At 51.0% G+C, this 17,151-nt stretch carries 17 protein-coding genes, 1 pseudogene and 1 riboswitch; of the genes and pseudogenes, 14 read left to right on the top strand and 4 right to left on the bottom strand.

The genetic code is table 11. The features are described 5' to 3' along the window. Positions 1–90 precede the first annotated feature (90 nt). The 8 genes and pseudogenes from DP119_RS14810 (at position 91) to DP119_RS14780 (ending at position 7,192) form a co-directional block, all read left to right on the top strand. The gene (locus DP119_RS14810) at positions 91–1,461 is read left to right on the top strand and encodes a cytochrome ubiquinol oxidase subunit I (protein WP_205853887.1); all 1,371 of its coding nucleotides are present in this window, start codon (positions 91–93) and stop codon (positions 1,459–1,461) included. Then, positions 1,461–2,489 carry a cytochrome d ubiquinol oxidase subunit II gene (locus tag DP119_RS14805; protein ID WP_112233879.1) on the top strand — a complete coding sequence of 343 codons (1,029 nt, stop codon included), beginning with the start codon at positions 1,461–1,463 and terminating at the stop codon, positions 2,487–2,489. Before DP119_RS14810 ends, DP119_RS14805 begins: the two co-directional genes overlap by 1 nt. A gap of 15 nt (positions 2,490–2,504) precedes the next feature. Further along, positions 2,505–2,615, top strand: coding sequence for a cytochrome bd oxidase small subunit CydS family protein (cydS, locus tag DP119_RS16060; RefSeq protein WP_374703198.1), 111 nt, complete (start codon positions 2,505–2,507; stop codon positions 2,613–2,615). An 88-nt stretch (positions 2,616–2,703) separates the two neighbouring features. Next, a complete protein-coding gene (gene rlmD / locus DP119_RS14800) occupies positions 2,704–4,065 on the top strand; it encodes a 23S rRNA (uracil(1939)-C(5))-methyltransferase RlmD (protein ID WP_112233878.1) in 1,362 nt (453 codons plus the stop codon). Between the two features lie 228 nt (positions 4,066–4,293). Further along, entirely contained in the window at positions 4,294–4,770 is a 477-nt protein-coding gene (locus DP119_RS14795; RefSeq protein ID WP_146747878.1) for a flavodoxin family protein, read from the top strand. Between the two features lie 193 nt (positions 4,771–4,963). After that, positions 4,964–5,390 (top strand): annotated as a pseudogene (locus DP119_RS14790) (DUF1801 domain-containing protein). A 126-nt stretch (positions 5,391–5,516) separates the two neighbouring features. Continuing rightward, positions 5,517–5,675: a Fur-regulated basic protein FbpA gene (gene fbpA, locus DP119_RS14785; protein WP_084632764.1), complete on the top strand. Its 159-nt coding sequence runs from the start codon at positions 5,517–5,519 to the stop codon at positions 5,673–5,675. Positions 5,676–5,743: 68 nt separating this feature from the next. Continuing rightward, the gene (locus tag DP119_RS14780; RefSeq protein WP_068868591.1) at positions 5,744–7,192 is read left to right on the top strand and encodes an amidase family protein; all 1,449 of its coding nucleotides are present in this window, start codon (positions 5,744–5,746) and stop codon (positions 7,190–7,192) included. A gap of 43 nt (positions 7,193–7,235) precedes the next feature. On the opposite strand, the gene DP119_RS14775 is transcribed toward DP119_RS14780, so the two are convergent. Continuing rightward, complete coding sequence (locus tag DP119_RS14775) at positions 7,236–8,075, bottom strand: TetR/AcrR family transcriptional regulator (RefSeq protein WP_112233876.1); 840 nt, start codon at positions 8,073–8,075, stop codon at positions 7,236–7,238. A gap of 184 nt (positions 8,076–8,259) precedes the next feature. Between DP119_RS14775 and DP119_RS14770 the strand changes: the two genes are divergently transcribed. From DP119_RS14770 to DP119_RS14755, 4 genes are all read left to right on the top strand, one after another. Beyond that, positions 8,260–9,735: an MDR family MFS transporter gene (locus DP119_RS14770; RefSeq protein WP_112233875.1), complete on the top strand. Its 1,476-nt coding sequence runs from the start codon at positions 8,260–8,262 to the stop codon at positions 9,733–9,735. Positions 9,736–9,843: 108 nt separating this feature from the next. Beyond that, complete coding sequence (locus tag DP119_RS14765) at positions 9,844–11,001, top strand: DEAD/DEAH box helicase (RefSeq protein ID WP_112233874.1); 1,158 nt, start codon at positions 9,844–9,846, stop codon at positions 10,999–11,001. Beyond that, the gene (locus DP119_RS14760) at positions 11,001–12,224 is read left to right on the top strand and encodes an aminopeptidase (protein WP_112233873.1); all 1,224 of its coding nucleotides are present in this window, start codon (positions 11,001–11,003) and stop codon (positions 12,222–12,224) included. Before DP119_RS14765 ends, DP119_RS14760 begins: the two co-directional genes overlap by 1 nt. A 12-nt stretch (positions 12,225–12,236) precedes the next feature. Further along, positions 12,237–13,175, top strand: a complete 939-nt coding sequence (locus tag DP119_RS14755) for an SGNH/GDSL hydrolase family protein (RefSeq protein ID WP_112233872.1) — start codon at positions 12,237–12,239, stop codon at positions 13,173–13,175. Positions 13,176–13,235: 60 nt separating this feature from the next. Here the strand turns inward: DP119_RS14755 and DP119_RS15915 are convergent, their stop codons facing one another. Then, positions 13,236–13,385 (bottom strand): hypothetical protein, encoded by a 150-nt coding sequence (locus DP119_RS15915; RefSeq protein ID WP_167399247.1) that lies wholly within the window; start codon positions 13,383–13,385, stop codon positions 13,236–13,238. A 64-nt stretch (positions 13,386–13,449) separates the two neighbouring features. After that, entirely contained in the window at positions 13,450–14,532 is a 1,083-nt protein-coding gene (locus DP119_RS14750) for a M20 family metallopeptidase (protein ID WP_112233871.1), read from the bottom strand. Positions 14,533–14,671: 139 nt separating this feature from the next. Beyond that, a riboswitch (TPP riboswitch) is annotated at positions 14,672–14,771 on the top strand. A 97-nt stretch (positions 14,772–14,868) separates the two neighbouring features. Here DP119_RS14750 and thiT point away from each other — a divergent pair. Both thiT and map read left to right on the top strand, forming a co-directional pair. After that, the gene (gene thiT, locus DP119_RS14745; RefSeq protein WP_112233870.1) at positions 14,869–15,444 is read left to right on the top strand and encodes an energy-coupled thiamine transporter ThiT; all 576 of its coding nucleotides are present in this window, start codon (positions 14,869–14,871) and stop codon (positions 15,442–15,444) included. A gap of 157 nt (positions 15,445–15,601) precedes the next feature. Then, entirely contained in the window at positions 15,602–16,354 is a 753-nt protein-coding gene (map, locus tag DP119_RS14740; protein WP_112233869.1) for a type I methionyl aminopeptidase, read from the top strand. A 43-nt stretch (positions 16,355–16,397) separates the two neighbouring features. Here the strand turns inward: map and DP119_RS14735 are convergent, their stop codons facing one another. Beyond that, the gene (locus tag DP119_RS14735; protein ID WP_112233868.1) at positions 16,398–17,138 is read right to left on the bottom strand and encodes a tryptophan-rich sensory protein; all 741 of its coding nucleotides are present in this window, start codon (positions 17,136–17,138) and stop codon (positions 16,398–16,400) included. Positions 17,139–17,151 lie beyond the last annotated feature (13 nt).

The raw sequence follows: 17,151 nt of genomic DNA, 5'->3' as shown, positions 1-17,151 counted from the left end.
TCACAGCTTATTCAAACATCGGGCGGAATCGGATGCCTTGGAGAAGTTTATGGCAGGGGCTTTGAGGTACAATAAAACATATAACGGGCTATGGCCCATGTAAAGGGGACGAGAATTTTGGGATTTGAAGATGTGGCCTTACAAAGCCGTATATTGACCTTAATGACCCTATCTTTCCACATCATCTATGCAACGATCGGTGTCGGGGTCCCGCTCATGATCATGATCGCCCAATGGGTCGGGATCAGGAAAAATGACGAGCATTACATCCTCCTGGCACGCCGCTGGGCGAGGGGCTTCGTCATCACGGTTGCGGTCGGGGTTGTAACAGGTACCGCAATCGGGCTGCAATTATCGCTGCTGTGGCCGAATTTTATGCAGATGGCAGGGAATGTCATCGCGCTTCCACTGTTCATGGAAGTCTTCGCCTTTTTCTTTGAAGCGATTTTCCTGGGAATCTATTTATATACATGGGACCGTTTTGAAGACCAGCGCAAGCATTTCCTGCTGCTGGTTCCGGTCGCACTGGGAGCGGCTGCTTCCTCTGTATTCATCACCATCGTCAATTCGTTCATGAATGCCCCGCAAGGCTTCGATGTCTTGAACGGCGAGCTGGTCAACGTCAGCCCGCTGCTCGCGATGTTCAGCCCGGCCGTGCCGACGAAAGTCGCACACGTCCTGGCGACGGCATTCATGACGAGCGCCTTTGTATTGGCGTCAATTGCGGCTTATCGCCTGATGCGCGGATCGAACCATATCTACCATAAGAAAGCATTATTCCTGACGATGAAGCTCGGGCTGGTCTTTTCCATCGCGACGGCTGTCATCGGAGACTTTTCGGGTAAATATTTAGCCGAATACCAGCCCGAAAAACTGGCGGCTGCCGAATGGCATTTTGAAACGGAGTCAGAAGCGGAATTGGTGCTGTTCGGTGTATTGGACGGGGAAGAGCCGAAATACGCGATCCGCATCCCATATGCTTTGAGTATCCTGGCGCATGGGGTGCCGGGTGCCGAAGTGACCGGGTTGAATGAATTCCCGGACGATGAAATCCCGCCTTTGTGGATTCATTACCTGTTCGATACGATGGTCATGCTTGGCATGTGGCTCGCGTTCTTCTCATTTGTCTATGTCGTCGGGGCATGGCGCGGCTGGCCGCTCATCAAGAAGGCCTGGTTCCGCTGGCTGACCGTCCTCACGGGACCGCTCGCCATGCTTGCGATACAGGCCGGCTGGTGGTTCACGGAAGTCGGCAGGCAGCCGTGGATCCTGCGCGGCTACATGAAAACGAGTGAAGGGGCGACGACAAGCGGGCAAGTCGATTTGATGATCGTGTTGTTCGCCGGCCTCTATGTCATCCTCGGAATCGGCACGGTTGTCGTCTTGTCGCGCATGTACAAACGCAATCCGGTCGAGAAGGAATTGGCACAGCGTGAATCCGAAAAAGGCGGTGAAGAATAATGACACTCGAAATTATCGGAATTTCCGTTCTTTGGCTGTTTTTGTTCCTCTACGTCATCGTGGCGTCGATTGATTTCGGCGCCGGATTCTTTAACGCCTACAGTGCTTTTTCCGACAAGCAGCATATATTGACAGGCATCATCCAGCGCTATCTGTCGCCGGTATGGGAAGTGACGAACGTCTTTTTCGTATTCTTCTTCGTCGGCATCATCGGGTTCTTCCCGCAGACGGCGTTCTACTACGGCACGACGCTTCTCGTGCCTGCAAGCATTGCGCTTATCTTGTTGGCAGTGCGTGGTTCGTATTATGCGTTCGCCACTTATGGCGCAAAGATCAACCACCGCGGCTATATCTATATGTACGGCTTATCCGGCCTGTTGCTTCCGGCGGCGCTGTCGCCAGTGCTGGCCATTTCAGAAGGCGGCTTCATGCGCCTGGAGGGCGGCCAACCCTCCCTTGATTACTGGGCGCTTTTTACTAGCCCCCTGATGTGGAGTATCGTCGTCTTGAGCATTGCCGCAGTGCTTTATATTTCTGCCGTGTTTCTGACGTGGTATGCCTGGAAAGCGGGCGACGAGAAAGCGACGCAACTCGTCCGAAAATACGCGCTGATTTGGGCAGGCCCGACGATCATCACCGCAACGGGCATCATTTTTGAACTTCGCGGGCACAATCCGGAACATTACGCGAACTTGCTCAATCTGTGGTGGATGTTCGCGCTGTCGTTCCTGCTGTTCCTCGGAACCGTCTACTTGATCTGGAAGAAACGCAATTACGGCTTGGCGTTCATCTTGCTCGTCGGCCAGTTCTTTACCGCATTCTTTGCCTACGGGGCGTCACATTACCCGTATTTGCTGTATCCACACCTGACGATTTATGACAGCTTCACGAATGAATCGATGGCGATCGCCTTGATCATCGCCTTTATCGCAGGGCTCGGGCTATTGCTGCCATCGCTTTATCTATTATTCCGCTTGTTCCTGTTCGACAAAGATTACGTCAAAGGAAAATCGGATTACCATGCCTGAAGGAGGCTGTGAAAGATGAATGATTTCTTCATTTTCTATGCGCCGTTTCTGGTGATCATCCTGGCGATTGCCGTCGGTTTCTGGATATCACTGAAAGATGGCCCGGTAACGAAAGACAAGAAATAAAACTGTGGCGGGAATTTCCCGCCGCAGTTTTTTACTGCTTAAAAAGCGGATATGTTACAATAAGTCAATGTGAAATGGAGTGAACGTAATGAAACCAGTAACGAAAAATGACCGCTTATCCGTCTACGTCGAAGACTTGACGCATGATGGGGCCGGCGTCGCCAAAGTGGACGGCTATCCGCTGTTCATCAAGGATGCATTGCCGGGTGAGACAGTGACTGTGCATGTATTGAAAACCTTGAAGTCCTACGGCTTCGCCAAACTCATCTCGATCGAGGAGAAATCCGCAGACCGCATCGACGCGCCGTGCCCGGTGTTTGAAATTTGCGGCGGCTGCCAATTGCAGCACTTGTCCTATGAGGGCCAATTGAAATACAAAGAGAAAGTGGTGCGCGATGCGATGGCGCGTCTCGGGAAATTGCCGGACGTGCCGGTCCGTCCGGTCAAGGGCATGGACAATCCGTGGCGTTACCGCAATAAATCGCAGATTCCTTTCGGCCTTGATGACGGCCGCGTCGTAGCAGGCTTTTACCAGCCGCGCTCGCACCGCATTGCCGATACCGATATCTGCCTGATCCAAACGCCGGAAGCGGATATGTTGATGGCGTCGCTCAAGCGCAATTTGCAGGACATGGGCATCGAGCCGTACGAAGAGAAGACACATCGCGGCATGCTGCGCCATGTCGTTCTCCGCAAAGGGCGCGTGACGGGCGAATTGATGGTCGTCTTGGTGACGAAGAAACAGAAATTCCCCCAAGCCGAGCGTGCCGTCGAAGCGATCCGCGCAGCATTGCCGGACGTGACGTCGATCATGCAGAATGTCAATCCTGAAAAAACCAATGTCATTTTCGGGAACGAAACCATCAACCTATGGGGCAAAGACATCATTGAAGACCGGATCGGCGATGTGCGCTTCGAGATCTCTGCGCGTTCGTTCTATCAGGTCAACCCAGAACAGACGGAAGTCCTGTACGGGCAGGCGCTTGATTACGCGGGGCTGACTGGAAGCGAAACGGTGATCGATGCGTATTGCGGCATCGGCACGATTTCGCTATTCCTTGCACAGCGCGCAAAATTCGTCATGGGCGTCGAGATCGTCCCGCAGGCGATCGAAGACGCCAAGCGCAATGCCGATTTGAACGGCTTCACCAATACCTTATTCGAAGCTGGCCCTGCTGAAGAAGTCATTCCGCGCTGGTATAAAGAGGGCAAAGAAGCCGATGTGCTTGTCGTCGACCCGCCGCGCAAGGGCTGTGACGAAGCGCTTCTCCAGACGATGCTCGAACAAAGACCCGAGCGCATCGTCTATGTTTCCTGCAACCCCGCGACATTGGCGCGTGACCTGCGCATTTTGGAAGACGGCGGCTACCGGACGCAGGAAGTGCAGCCGGTCGATATGTTCCCGCAGACGACGCACGTTGAATGTGTCGCTTGGCTAACGAGAAGCTGATCCATTTCCAGCATGAACCATTTATGAAATGAACTATAAGTTGATGTTCTTACCCCAATGCTCGTTCTTTGAACAGCATTGGTTTTTTTTATGCAAGTGGAGGTTGAAAGTGAAATCATGGACTTTAGGAGAAAGGAAAATCTTGCAGCGCAGGGAAGTAGTCAAGCAACGATTGATGAAGCGCCGCACATGGAATTGCCAGCGCTTCACCTGAAGGAGGGCAAGGGCATGAAGATCGGCATTATCGTGCATTCCCAGACCGGGCATACTTTATTAGTTGGCGAACGGATTCGTGAAAAATTGCAGGCTGATGGCCACGAAGTGCAGTTAAGGAGGATGCAAAACCTTGAGGAAGGCGAGACAAAAAAACCTGCAGCTGTACAATTGGATTCACTGCCGGAAACAGCAAGGTTCGATGCCTTGATTTTTGGGGCGTGGGTGCAGGCTTTTACACTATGTCCGGGATTTACTAAGTATGTTGAGCAGATTCCGGATCTCGGTTCAGAGAATGTCTCCTGTTTCTTGACACAGCAATTCCGTTATAAATGGATGGGCGGCAATAGGGCCATGGCGAAAATGAAGACATTGCTTGAAGCGAAAGGGGCAGTGGTCAATTCCACCGCCATCATCAATTGGTCCCATAAAAAAAGGGAACAGCAAATCGAGGAGTTGGCGGAACACTTCACTAGCCAATACAAAGCATAGTCAATGGCAAGAGAGCGGGCCAAGCATCAAGAAAGGGAGGCACGGGACACGGGAAGATATGTGACATTTTGACTTAACATTATCGGAATGGAAATGACCGTCACGTTCCGTATCCGGCATTGCGTGTCCATGCAGGACAATGGGCGCGATATGTGGAAGTAGGAACCAGGAGTTTTCGGGAGGAGGGCTAGCGATGTACGAACAAAAAACGAAACAACATGAAGGCAGTGTCATCGAATTCATCGAATCGGTCGAAAAGCCGTCAAAAAAAGAAGATGCTTACCGGCTGCTGGAGATTTTTGAACAAGCGACCGGCCATCCGGCGAAAATGTGGGGGGGACAGCATTATCGGTTTCGGCTCCTACCATTACCGCTACGCGACTGGCCATGAAGGCGATGCGCCGCTTGCCGGATTTTCCCCGCGCAAAGCGAAAATCAGCCTGTATTTGACAGGGTGTGCAGAAAAAGATCCGGATGCGCTCGATCGCCTGGGGAAATGCACGTCGGGTAAATCCTGCATCTACATCAATAAGCTTAGCGATATCGATCCGGAAGTGCTGAAAGAATTGATCCGAAATGCAGCTGCGTATTTGCAGGAGCGCTATCCTGGCAAAGCGTGAGTTGAAATTTGCCGAAACGGGGGCGGTACGAAAAATTATCGGCAGTTTTTCTGTTGGCAGGTTTTAGGGGCAGATCATTTCGGGTATAGAAATAGTGATACTATCTGCAAGGAGAGAAGAAGCACGATGGAACACATACCCGAGTCGAAATTCGAAGACAAACGGTCGATGGTCATTGATGAGCTTGTTTCGAACAATGTCTTCAAGATCAACGGCAGACAGCTCTATGAACTGTCCTTATATGAACTGTTAAAGGAATATACCGATAAAAGCCTAAGCTCATAAGCTCAGGCTTTTTTAGATACCAGCGGCCCTAAAAAGGGTTTATTTTGTACCATCTGGGAGGAACAGCCATGCACCATCAAAAATTGGAAGACTACCGGAAAAACAAGCTTGATGAAATGACGATTGGCGAATTGCAGAAAGAGATGGAAGCAGGAAACCTCACTTCGGAAGAACTCGTGCTTATGTATAAAGAGAATATCTCGCTGCGCGATAAAAATACCCGAGCCGTGCTCGAGATCAACCCGGATGCCTTACTTGCTGCCCAAGCACTGGATTTTGAGCGGAAGCATAAAGGGCCGCGCTCAAAACTGCACGGCATCCCGCTTCTCGTGAAAGACAATATGGACACCGCAGACAAAATGCATACCAGCGCCGGTTCACTCGCCATGGCGGACCATTATGCGCTGCGCGATGCGAAAGTGGTGGAAAAGCTGCGTGCAGCAGGGGCGGTCATCCTTGGGAAAACGAACATGACCGAGTGGGCGAATTTCATGAGCGATAAAATGACCAATGGCTATAGCTCGCGTGGGGGCCAAGTGAAAAACCCGTATGGTGCATTCGATGTCGGCGGATCGAGTTCAGGATCGGCGGCCGGAGTGGCATCGAACTTGGCTGCGGCTGCGGTCGGGACGGAAACTTCGGGGTCGATCATCAATCCTGCAGCACAGAACAGCCTGGTCGGCATCAAGCCGACGATCGGCCTGGTCAGCCGTACAGGAATCATTCCCTTGTCGCACACACAAGATACTGCCGGGCCGCTTGCGCGCACTGTGGAAGATGCGGTGGCGGTTTTCGAAGTCCTGATCGGTAAAGATGAAGAAGACAGCATTACGGCATTTGCCGATCAGTTCACAGATTACGATTGGGGCCGGCATTTGAAAAAAGATGGGCTATCCGGCGCACGATTCGGGATTGACCGCCAATTGTTTGAAGACATCCCGGGTGAACAAGCAGAACTATTCGAAAAAGCGGTCAGCAAGCTGAAGGAATTCGGGGCGGACGTGAAGGAGATCGACCTGGGCGCGGACCAGGAAGACCTCGGGTTTGCGGTCCTGCTCCATGAGTTCAAAGCGGACTTGAACGCCTACTTGGCACGTTCGAATCCTGAGCATCCGGTCCGTTCGATGGGCGATGTCATCGCATTCAATAATGAACATCCTGAAACGATGCTGAAATTCGGCCAGAATTTGCTTGAACAGGCAGATAGGATGAGCGGTAAACTGACGGAACGTGAATACGTCGAGGCACTTGAGCGCAACCGTTTTTTGGCTGCCGAGCAAGGCATGAACGAAACTTTCAGGGAAACAGGCGTCGATGCGCTTCTTTTGCCGAAAGATTTCGGATGCAATATCGGCGCGGCCGCTGGTTTTCCTTCGATTACCGTGCCCTATGGATTGACGGAATCAGGCGAACCGTTCGGCATCACGTTTGCGGGCCAGGCATTCGACGAACCGAAGCTGATCGAATATGCTTATGCGTTTGAACAAGCAACAGCGGGGCGGAGCCAACCATCATAAAAAATCCCCTTCCTTGGAGAAAATTCCGGGGAAGGGGATTTTTTCATTTGATCTGGCGCCACACTTGTTCCAGGTAAATCTGCAGTTCGGCATCATCCGTGCTCTGGCCTAAAGTGGTCAGCACGCTATTGACGATGGCTTTGCGCGGCTTTTCGGCCGCGAGTTCATCGGCGAGAAATGCAATTAATTGCTGCAAGTCAGGATCTTCCGCGGCAGCGGCAAGTGCTTTCAGTTGTTTGGCACTGTCGGTTAAAGTCTGCAGTTCCGCGCTTTCCTCCAATAGACGCTCGGATAAAAATCGCTTGCCGTCCTTTAACTGGATTTCAACGGCTTGTTTCATGCGGAGCACGATATAGTCCGTCAGTTCATCGAGCGGCAATTGCCGGTCGGTGCCAAGGCGCCATACATGCATCAATTGCTGAAGCGCCCCGTTCGCCATCGCTGCATTCTCAAGCGCATATGGCCTGGCCTCTTCGCCGAACATATCGACAATTCGGTTGCTGAGCCACCTGAGTTCGGCAATATACTGGCTTTTTCCGAATGCTTTTAACTCCTCGTCTTGTGAATAGAAAATGCTTTCATACAAGGAAAATAGATTTTTCTCATGGTTCATGCGGATGCGGACCGCCAATTGCCTGGCGAATAGATCCGCATCGGAAGGCGACTCCCCCAAAGCAGCGGCAATGCGTGCTGTCCGGATATCTTCACTGATCGATTCCATTAAGGCAATCAGGCATTCCGATTTCGAGGTGAAGTAATTATAGAACGTGCCTTTGGAAATTCCGGCTTCGTCCAGAATGTCTTGGATGGATGAGGCATTATAGCCTTTTTGGATAAACAGGCGATGGGCGGCATTGATGATTTGCTGTTTTTTAGGATTCATAATATCCCCTTTTTGGACTGGTAGTATAGAAAAAAGCATAACGTCAAAAGCCGGTGAAATCAATGTTTCGCGCTTATTTCGTTTTACTGGAACGTTTTCCTTGTAAAAATTATACCATGAGTATAAAATATGTCGATAGAGTATGATCAGTCGAAACATTTCGGCGAGACGGAGGAAACGAAAGATGAAAGAAACGACAAAACCACCTTATGGAATAATCGCCATCCTGTTTACCGGGGCATTTGTGGCGATCTTCAACCAAACTTTGCTGAATATCGCCCTGCCGGAGATCATGATTGACTTATCTGTCGATGCTGCGACCGCCCAATGGCTTGTTACAGGTTATATGCTTGTCAACGGCATCCTGATTCCTGCCAGTGCTTATTTAATACAACGCTATTCAAATCGTGCCATTTTCATTGTGGCCATGTCCTTGTTTTCGCTAGGGACATTGTTCGCCGCTGTGGCGCCGGTTTTTTCAATACTGTTGATCGGCCGTATGGTGCAGGCTTCAGGCGCTGCCCTGATGATGCCGTTATTGATGAATGTCATGCTTGCCGCGTTCCCGATCGAGAAAAGGGGGCAAGCAATGGGGCTCTTCGGGATGGTCATGGTCGTAGCGCCGGCAATAGGCCCAACGCTCTCGGGGTTTATCGTCCAGACCTACTCATGGAGAATCCTGTTCCTCATCGTACTGCCAATAGCCTTGATCCCGTTGCTCCTCGGGATTTTCAAATTGAAAAACCTGACATTCCAAAACCGCGAGTTGTCGCTTGACCCATTATCGCTTGTACTGTCGAGCCTCGGTTTTGGCGGGATTCTGTACGGCTTCAGTTCAGCGGGATCGCTTGGATGGGAAAACCCGGCTGTCTATTTGACGATCGCGGTCGGAATCATTTCATTGCTAATCTTCACCTTCCGCCAATTAAAATTGGAGGAACCGTTATTGGAGCTCCGTGTTTACAAGCACCCGATGTTCGCTTTGTCTTCCATCATTTCGGTCACTTTGTCGATGGCAATGTTCTCTGCGATGATCCTTATGCCAATCTATATCCAGACGATCAAGGGCATCTCTCCGATCCAGTCCGGCTTGATGATGTTGCCGGGCGCGCTCGTCATGGGTGTCATGTCGCCGGTGACCGGCCGCTTGTTCGACCGGTTCGGCGCGAAAGTGTTGGCATTGCCGGGTCTCGCGATTGTCGTCTTCACCACCTTTTTGTTCAGCAATTTGTCGATGGAGACTGGATATTATGAAATCATGGCCATCTATACCTTGCGCATGTTCGGGATCTCGATGGTCATGATGCCGGTCATGACGAATGGGCTCAACCAATTGCCGATGAAATCCTATCCACACGGTACGGCGATCAATAATACCTTGCAGCAAGTCTCGGGCGCGATCGGTTCCGCATTCCTGGTCACGCTTATGAACACGCGGACGGAATCGGCTGCACGCGAGCTCATCGCTTCAGGCGTCCCGGAGCAGGCAGCTACGATTTCCGCCATGCTTGAAGGCATTAATTATTCCTTCACGGTTTCGACGGTTATCGCATTAGCTGCATTCCTGCTTGCGTTCTTCATCAAAAAGCCTGGGCAGGCTGTAGGGAAAATACAGAAAGAACAAAAAGACCAAGTTTATAAACAGCGTTACGCTGATTAAAAACAGGGCGGTTCCTTAGAAAAGGAACCGTCTTTTCATTTGGCTAAAAGGGCGTCCCATCGCGGAATATGGTACACTTAAGGCATCGAAAAGAAGGTGGAATGGCACATGAAATTTATAGAAGAGCTAAGTCCTGTATGGCAGGAAAAATGGAAACAAACCGGTTTTGCCGAGGCGATGCCGATCCAGGAGCAAATGATTCCCGAGATGCTCGCAGGCAACGACATCGTTGCGGAATCTCCGACAGGATCCGGAAAAACTTTGGCATATATTTTGCCGATTCTGGAGCGCGTCAATCCGAAAAAACCGAATACCCAAGCGATGATCATCGCCCCGTCACAGGAATTGGCGATGCAGATCGTCAACGTTTTGCGTGAATGGACGGCAGGGACGGATGTAACCGTCACGCCTTTGATCGGCGGCGCCAATATTCAGCGGCAATTGGATAAATTGAAGAAAAAACCGACAATCGTCGTCGGCACACCAGGGCGTTTAAGTGAATTGGTGAAGACCAAAAAGCTCAAAATGCACGAAGTACGCATCCTAGTACTGGACGAGGGCGACCAATTGATGGCGCGTGAACACCGTGGCGTCATGAAAGACCTGATCGAAAAAACACAGCAGGACCGTCAGTTGGTGCTGGTATCAGCGACCATCACCGAAGAAATCGAATTGGTGGCGGAGCGATTGATGAAGCATCCGACACGCCTGCAAGTATCGGCCGAAGAATTGCCGAAACAAGGAAAAGTGACGCATTCGTTCATTAAAGTCGATGAGCGCGACAAGACCGATTTGCTTCGCAGTTTGTCACATATGGAAGGCATTAAAGGATTGGCTTTCGTCAACAATCTGGACCAAGTACTGATGAAGGAAAGCAAATTGAAGTTCCGTGATGCCAAAATCGCGACATTGCATTCCGAAATGAAAAAAGAAGAACGCAAGAAAGCGTTGGATGATTTCCGCAAAGGCGACACGGCTGTATTGATCGCGACGGAAGTGGCGGCGCGCGGTCTTGACATCGAGCAATTGACGCACGTCATCCATGTCGACGCACCGATGAGTTTGGAGCAATATTTGCACCGTTCCGGCAGAACGGGGCGTGCGGGGGCAGACGGGGAAGTGCTGACGCTCCTTGCCTATGCGGATGAAAAGCATTATAAGAAACTGACAAAAGAATTGCCGGACAAGCCAGTGCAGAAAATCATGCACGCCGGCGAACTGATCGAAGGGAACAGCAAAACCATTTCAGCAAAGGGGAAGAAATGATGAGCTTTCAGGAAAAATTAGCGCAATATGCGGAATTGACCGTCCGAGTCGGTGTCAATGTCCAGCCTGGGCAGGAACTGCTGATTGCGACGACGACGGACACCGTTGAATTCACTCGCTTGGTCGTTGAAAAAGCGTACGAAGCGGGAGCAAAACAAGTCCATGTCGCGTTCTCGGACCCGTCAGTTACGCGGATGCATTACGAATTGGCACCGGACGGAGCGTTCCATGAATTTCCGGATTGGGTCGTCAAACAGCGCGATTCCATCATCGACCATAAAGGCGCATTCCTGTGGATCGACGCGGAAGACCCGGATTTACTAACCGGCATTCCGGCAAAACGCCTAAGTGACGCGCAGAAGTCAGCAGGAAGAGCGCTTGAACGCTACCGCCAGGCTGTCGGTTCCGATAAGATTGCTTGGTCGATCGTCGCGATCCCTTCCGAGAAATGGGCGCAAAAAGTATTCCCGGATGAACAAGACCAAATGGCTGCCTTGTGGCAAGCGATTTTCCGGACCGTGCGCATCGGAGACGGTGACGCAGTCTCATTGTGGCAAGAACATATCGCCAATCTGGAACGGCGGGCAGCCGCATTGAACGAGCGGCGCTACCGGAAATTGCATTACCGTGCGCCAGGAACCGATTTGACGATCGGCTTGCCAACAGGCCATATTTGGATGAGCGGAGCTTCCCGGACACCGGATGATGTGCCGTTCATCGCCAATATGCCGACTGAAGAAGTGTATACCGTACCGGCTAAAATGGAAGTAGAAGGCACCGTGCGCAACACGAAGCCGCTCGTTTATCAAGGCAATATCATCGATGGCTTCTCGTTGCGCTTCGAGAACGGCCGCATTACGGAAGCGAAAGCGGAAGTGGGGCAGGAATTGCTCGATGAATTGCTGTCAGCTGACGAAGGCGCGGCGTATCTCGGTGAATTGGCGCTCGTGCCGGTTGAATCGCCGATTTCAGCTTCCGGCATTTTGTTCTATAATACCTTGTTCGATGAAAATGCATCGAACCATTTGGCCATCGGTGATTCGTACCCGACTTGCCTCGAAGGTGGAAAAGACTTGGAACGCGATCAGTTAAAGGAATACGGGTTGAATACATCGATTGTCCACGAGGATTTCATGATCGGCTCGAATGATATGGACATCGACGGCATTACGGAAGACGGCAAGACCGAAGCGATTTTCCGCCATGGGAATTGGGCATTCTAACGAGGTGAGCAGATGAAGAAGACAACTAGCATTTTGGCGGCAGTGCTGTTGACGACAGCAGCCGCGCACACGGTACATGCAGAACCGCAAATACCTGCCGCTTATGTGGCGATCGGGGATTCCCTGGCGGCGGGCCAGACGCCCGACCGGTCAATCGACAGCGGGTATGCGGATTTGATTGCGCAGGAATTGGGGCGCAACCAGCCGTTTGCGTTCTATTCGAAAGACTTGGCGTTTCCTGGCTTTACGGCAAGCGATGTCCTGGAAAGCATCGAATCGGATGAAGCAAAAGAGCTGCTGGGTTCAGCTAATATCATTACGGTTTCTGCCGGAGCGAATGATTTGCTGCGCCTCGTGCAAGCGAATGCCGCTGAAGGTGCCTTGAGTTTCGAGGAGATCCAGGCAGACTACGCCTTGAATGCGGCCCGTGAAAATATGGGGGAGATCCTTTCTGAGCTGGTAGAGCTTGCGCCATCAGCCGATGTCTACGTTATGGGCTATTATTTTGCGTACCCGCATGCCCGTGATAGCCAAAAACAAGGCACTGCTGGGCAGTTGGAGCAATTAAACGACATCCTCAAGCAGGAAGCGGAACAGGCAGGCGCGACATTTGTCGATGTAGCGGGCCGTTTCGGTGAGGATGCGGTGGAACTGGTACCGAATTCCGGAGACGTGCATCCGAATATAGACGGTTATCAGGAGATGGCGAATGCATTCTTCGAGCATTATGCGGAAGGCTTTGGAGTGGAGGATGCCGAACTTCCGGAACCGGCGCCTGTAACTTTCGAAGAAATCCAGCAAATGCAGGAACAGGAAGAACCGGCAGATGGAGTGGATGAAGAAGAACAGGCCGATTCAGCAGAAGCTTCATCCGACGGCTCGGCCGCCAAGCCTTCTGAAGGCAAGGGGTTGGAATACTTAGCGATTCGCCAGGCAGTGCCGCTCGTTTAAAAAATCGGGGCAATAGAAAAAGACCGGAGAAAATGATCATTTTCTCCGGTCTTTTATCGTTCAGCGGCTTTTTCGTGAGTCGCTGCGGTTGCGCGCGTCGTTTTCCTTGTTTGCGTTGTTCTTTTTGCGGTTGTTCATCACTTTGCGGATGATTGGGTATGCAATCGGCCCGTATTTAATCGCAGATCTGACAAGTCTTCCAATCGCCATATTTATCGCTCCATTCATTTTTTCGTATTGAGGTTTAGTAGAGTTTTCCCCACTTCAGCCTTTTTTAAACATCGGTAGGGGTGTTTGCATGCGCAATGAGGATGTCCTTATAGGAATGGACGCTTGAGATGGAGACGTATTCTGCATTGCCATGCCAGTCGTCCCCGCTCGGCCCGAACTCGATGGCGCCTTGCCCGCCGATTTTTTCGGCGTAATAACGGGTATCTGCAGCCCCGTGCTGGCCGAACAGCACCGGTTGTTCCGACAGCGTCGATTCGACAGCCTTCATCAAGGTCTGGATATACGGATGGTCGTCCGTCGTCGTCAAAGCAGGGGTCGAACCACTTGCTTTGTATTCCATGTCGACATCGAGCGTGTCGGCCAGCTGTTCCATCTGGCGGACAATCTCATCCTTATCCTGCCCGGGCATAAAGCGGATATCGTAGGACATCTGGCAGATTTCCGGCACTACATTGTACCGGTCGCCTGCATTGATGATCGGCAAGTTGACGGAAGGTTGCTCATAGTATTCCGTCGATTCTTTGCGAAACGGCAAATCTTTCATGCCGGCATGGAATTTCATCGCCGATTCGATGGCATTGATGCCTTCCCATGGGCGCGATCCGTGAGCTGGTTTGCCTTTGAACGTTAAATCCATTCTTAAAATGCCTTTCGATTGCAGGCCGATCTTCAAATGGGTCGGCTCGCCACAAATGACGAAATCGCCGTAATGGCCTTGGTCGACCAGCCATTTCGAGGTATTGCGCCCGCCGATCTCTTCATCCGTGACAATATGCAGATGCACTTCACGCGGCAATGTAGAAGCATCGAGTTCGACAAACGCCTGCATCATCGCCGCGACGCCCGCTTTCATGTCGGCCGACCCGCGCCCATACAGTTTATCGCCTTCTTCAATGGGAGAAAATTGCTCCTTATGTCCCGGCACGACGTCGACGTGGCCGTTCCAGATAATCTTTTCGGCGCCTTGGCCTTTGGAGGCCGTCAACATTAGGTAGCCATCGTTATCATGCACCTCGACTTCTTCGCCTTTCGCCTTGAGCCAGGCAGAGCAGAACAGCAGCGCTTCGTTTGCCCCTTCTTTCGTATCACTTTCGATCTTGATCAAATCCTTCAATAAATCAATCATAGAATCGGCAGTTTCCCAACTGCCTCCACCACCTTCCAGAAAGTTTGCTAGTTTCTATCTACCCTAATCCGGTTGGCTGAAACAGCCTTGCAAGCCCAGTATGCGTTGTGTACAATACACATAATAGAGAAATAATTGTATACACCACAAGGGGAGCTTTGGCTGAGAGTGAACGATTAAGTTCTTACCCTTCGAACCTGCAAGTTAATGCTTGCGCAGGGATGTGGATGGAAAACCGGCCTGAACGGCGCCAGGATCTGTCCTGGCGCCGTTTTTCGTGTTCCGTAAGAAAACGGCCCTTCTGGTGATGTGCAAATCCAAAAGGAGGCAGTTTGAATGAGAAATAAACGTGTATTGTTAATGGTCGAAATTGCGATTTTTGCAGCTCTCGGCTTTGTATTGGATTTTATCGCCTTTCGCATGCCGCAAGGGGGATCGGTCAGCTTGGTCATGATCCCGATCGTGCTGATGGCATTCCGCAGAGGCATCGCAGCGGGTGTCATCACGGGGCTTTTGGTCGGCTTGCTGCAGATTGTAACGGGCTTCATCTCAGTGGCGCCGCTGTCGTTCGGCTTTGTCGTCATGCAAGTCATTTTGGATTATTTGCTGGCATATGGCGTCGTCGGTTTGGCAGGGATGATGCGCAGCCGTTATTTGGAAGCCGTGCAGGCGAAAAAGACCGGAAAAATCATTGCCATGGTTGCGCTTGGCGTATTGATCGGTTCCTTTCTCCGCTATGTGGTCCATGTCATTACGGGTATCCTGTTCTTCGGCATGTTTGCGGAAGGCAATGTCTTCATCTATTCAGCCGTCTATAATGCTACCTATATGATTCCCGTCGCGATTGTCGCAGCGATTGTTTGCTCTTTATTATTCATCACAGCGCCACGGTTGACGCAGCCGGATTCATGATGAAAGCCGCCTGATGATAGGCGGCTTTTTTGGGGGACAGGCCAATTACCATATTTAATTTGGATATTAATGGGAATTTGCTGAACGGTATGAGAAGCGGGAGCGGCTTATTCTATGTTATAATTCTCAAATAGAATAGTTTGAAAGAAGGGTCAGTATGATAGCGACTAATGAAAAAGATATTGAAGGATTGAAAAAAGCGGGACAGATGGTGGCGGAAATCCGGGAAACGATGAAAGCTGCCGTGAAGCCTGGCATTACCACGAAAGAACTCGACGAACTGGGCGGCCGGCTGTTCAAAGAATGGGGCGGCGTCTCCGCTCCGAAATCGGAATATGATTTCCCGGGCTATACGTGCATCAGCGTCAACGAAGAAGTGGCGCACGGAATTCCAGGAAAACGCATTATCAACGATGGGGATATCGTCAATATCGATGTGTCTGGATCATACGGTGATTACTTTGCGGATACCGGTATTTCATTCGTCGTGGGCGAAGGCCATGAAGACAAAGAAAAGCTATGCCAAGCGGCAGAGTCCGCATTCGAACGCGCGATGATGAAAGTGAAAGCCGGTGCCAAACTGAACCAGATCGGCAAGGCAGTCGAGCGTGAAGCAAAAGACCAAGGCTTGTTCGTCATCAAGAACCTGACCGGGCATGGCGTCGGAAAATCGCTTCATGAAGCACCGCAGCATATTCTCAATTATTATGATGCGTGGGAAACGACGATCTTGAAAGAAGGCATGGTGCTCGCAGTCGAGCCGTTTATTTCACAAAAAGCTGAACATATCATCGAATCAGGGGACGGCTGGACCTTTATCACGCCGGACCAATCGCTCGTCGCACAGATTGAACATACCGTACTCGTCACAAAAGGCGAACCGATTTTGCTGACGAAACTCGAAAAATAAAATCAACGAAAAAAAAACAACCATCGGCCGATGGTTGTTTTTTTTATGGCCTCATACCTGTTTTTGCTGGCTTCTTCTTGATCAGCAGGATGCCGGTCAGCAACACGCCGCTCAGGAATAAAGCTGCCGTGCTGACCAGCATCTCATCCATGCCATGGCGGACGGCGATGGCGACGAACGCCCAGATGAACACCAAGGTCAATGGGATGTCCGAATGGTGGAAGCGTATGTGAAGAGCCAGTGCGGTCGCTACGGTCAGCATGATGACCGTCCACAATTGATCGCTCAATCCCCAGCCACTCCAATTATAGAAGGTCAGGACATAACTGATATTGGCAATGGTCGCGACACTGATCCAGCCAAGATTGACAGAAACCGGCAAACGTTGCGTAAAGCCCCGTTCACCGTTTCCATATTCCAAGTACAAAGCGATCAGCGACAATAGATAGGCAATCATTGCTGCGATCGACCATATAAAGAATTCATAATGCCAACAAAGCAGCCAAGTGATGTTGAAAATAGTGCTCAAGATGAAATACAACGAAACTTTCGCTGAAGGGTGCACTCCTTTTTTCAAGCGCAGCCAAAAGCCGATGATCCAGATAGCCAATAAAATATATATAACGGACCAGATGGAAAATGCATAACCGGCCGGCGTAAAGAGGACCGGCACACGGTCGGAGATTTCACCGGTAGTCTGACCGTTGAATGGCAGTATATTCGCCAAGGCATTCATGGTGACGACGGCGATAAATGCCAGCGTCATCAGCAGTACGCGAATCATATGAAATCCCTCC

This window comes from Planococcus maitriensis (assembly GCF_003289925.1).
In the GTDB taxonomy this organism is placed as follows: domain Bacteria; phylum Bacillota; class Bacilli; order Bacillales_A; family Planococcaceae; genus Planococcus; species Planococcus maitriensis.
This window is presented reverse-complemented; position numbering and strand designations above follow the sequence as displayed.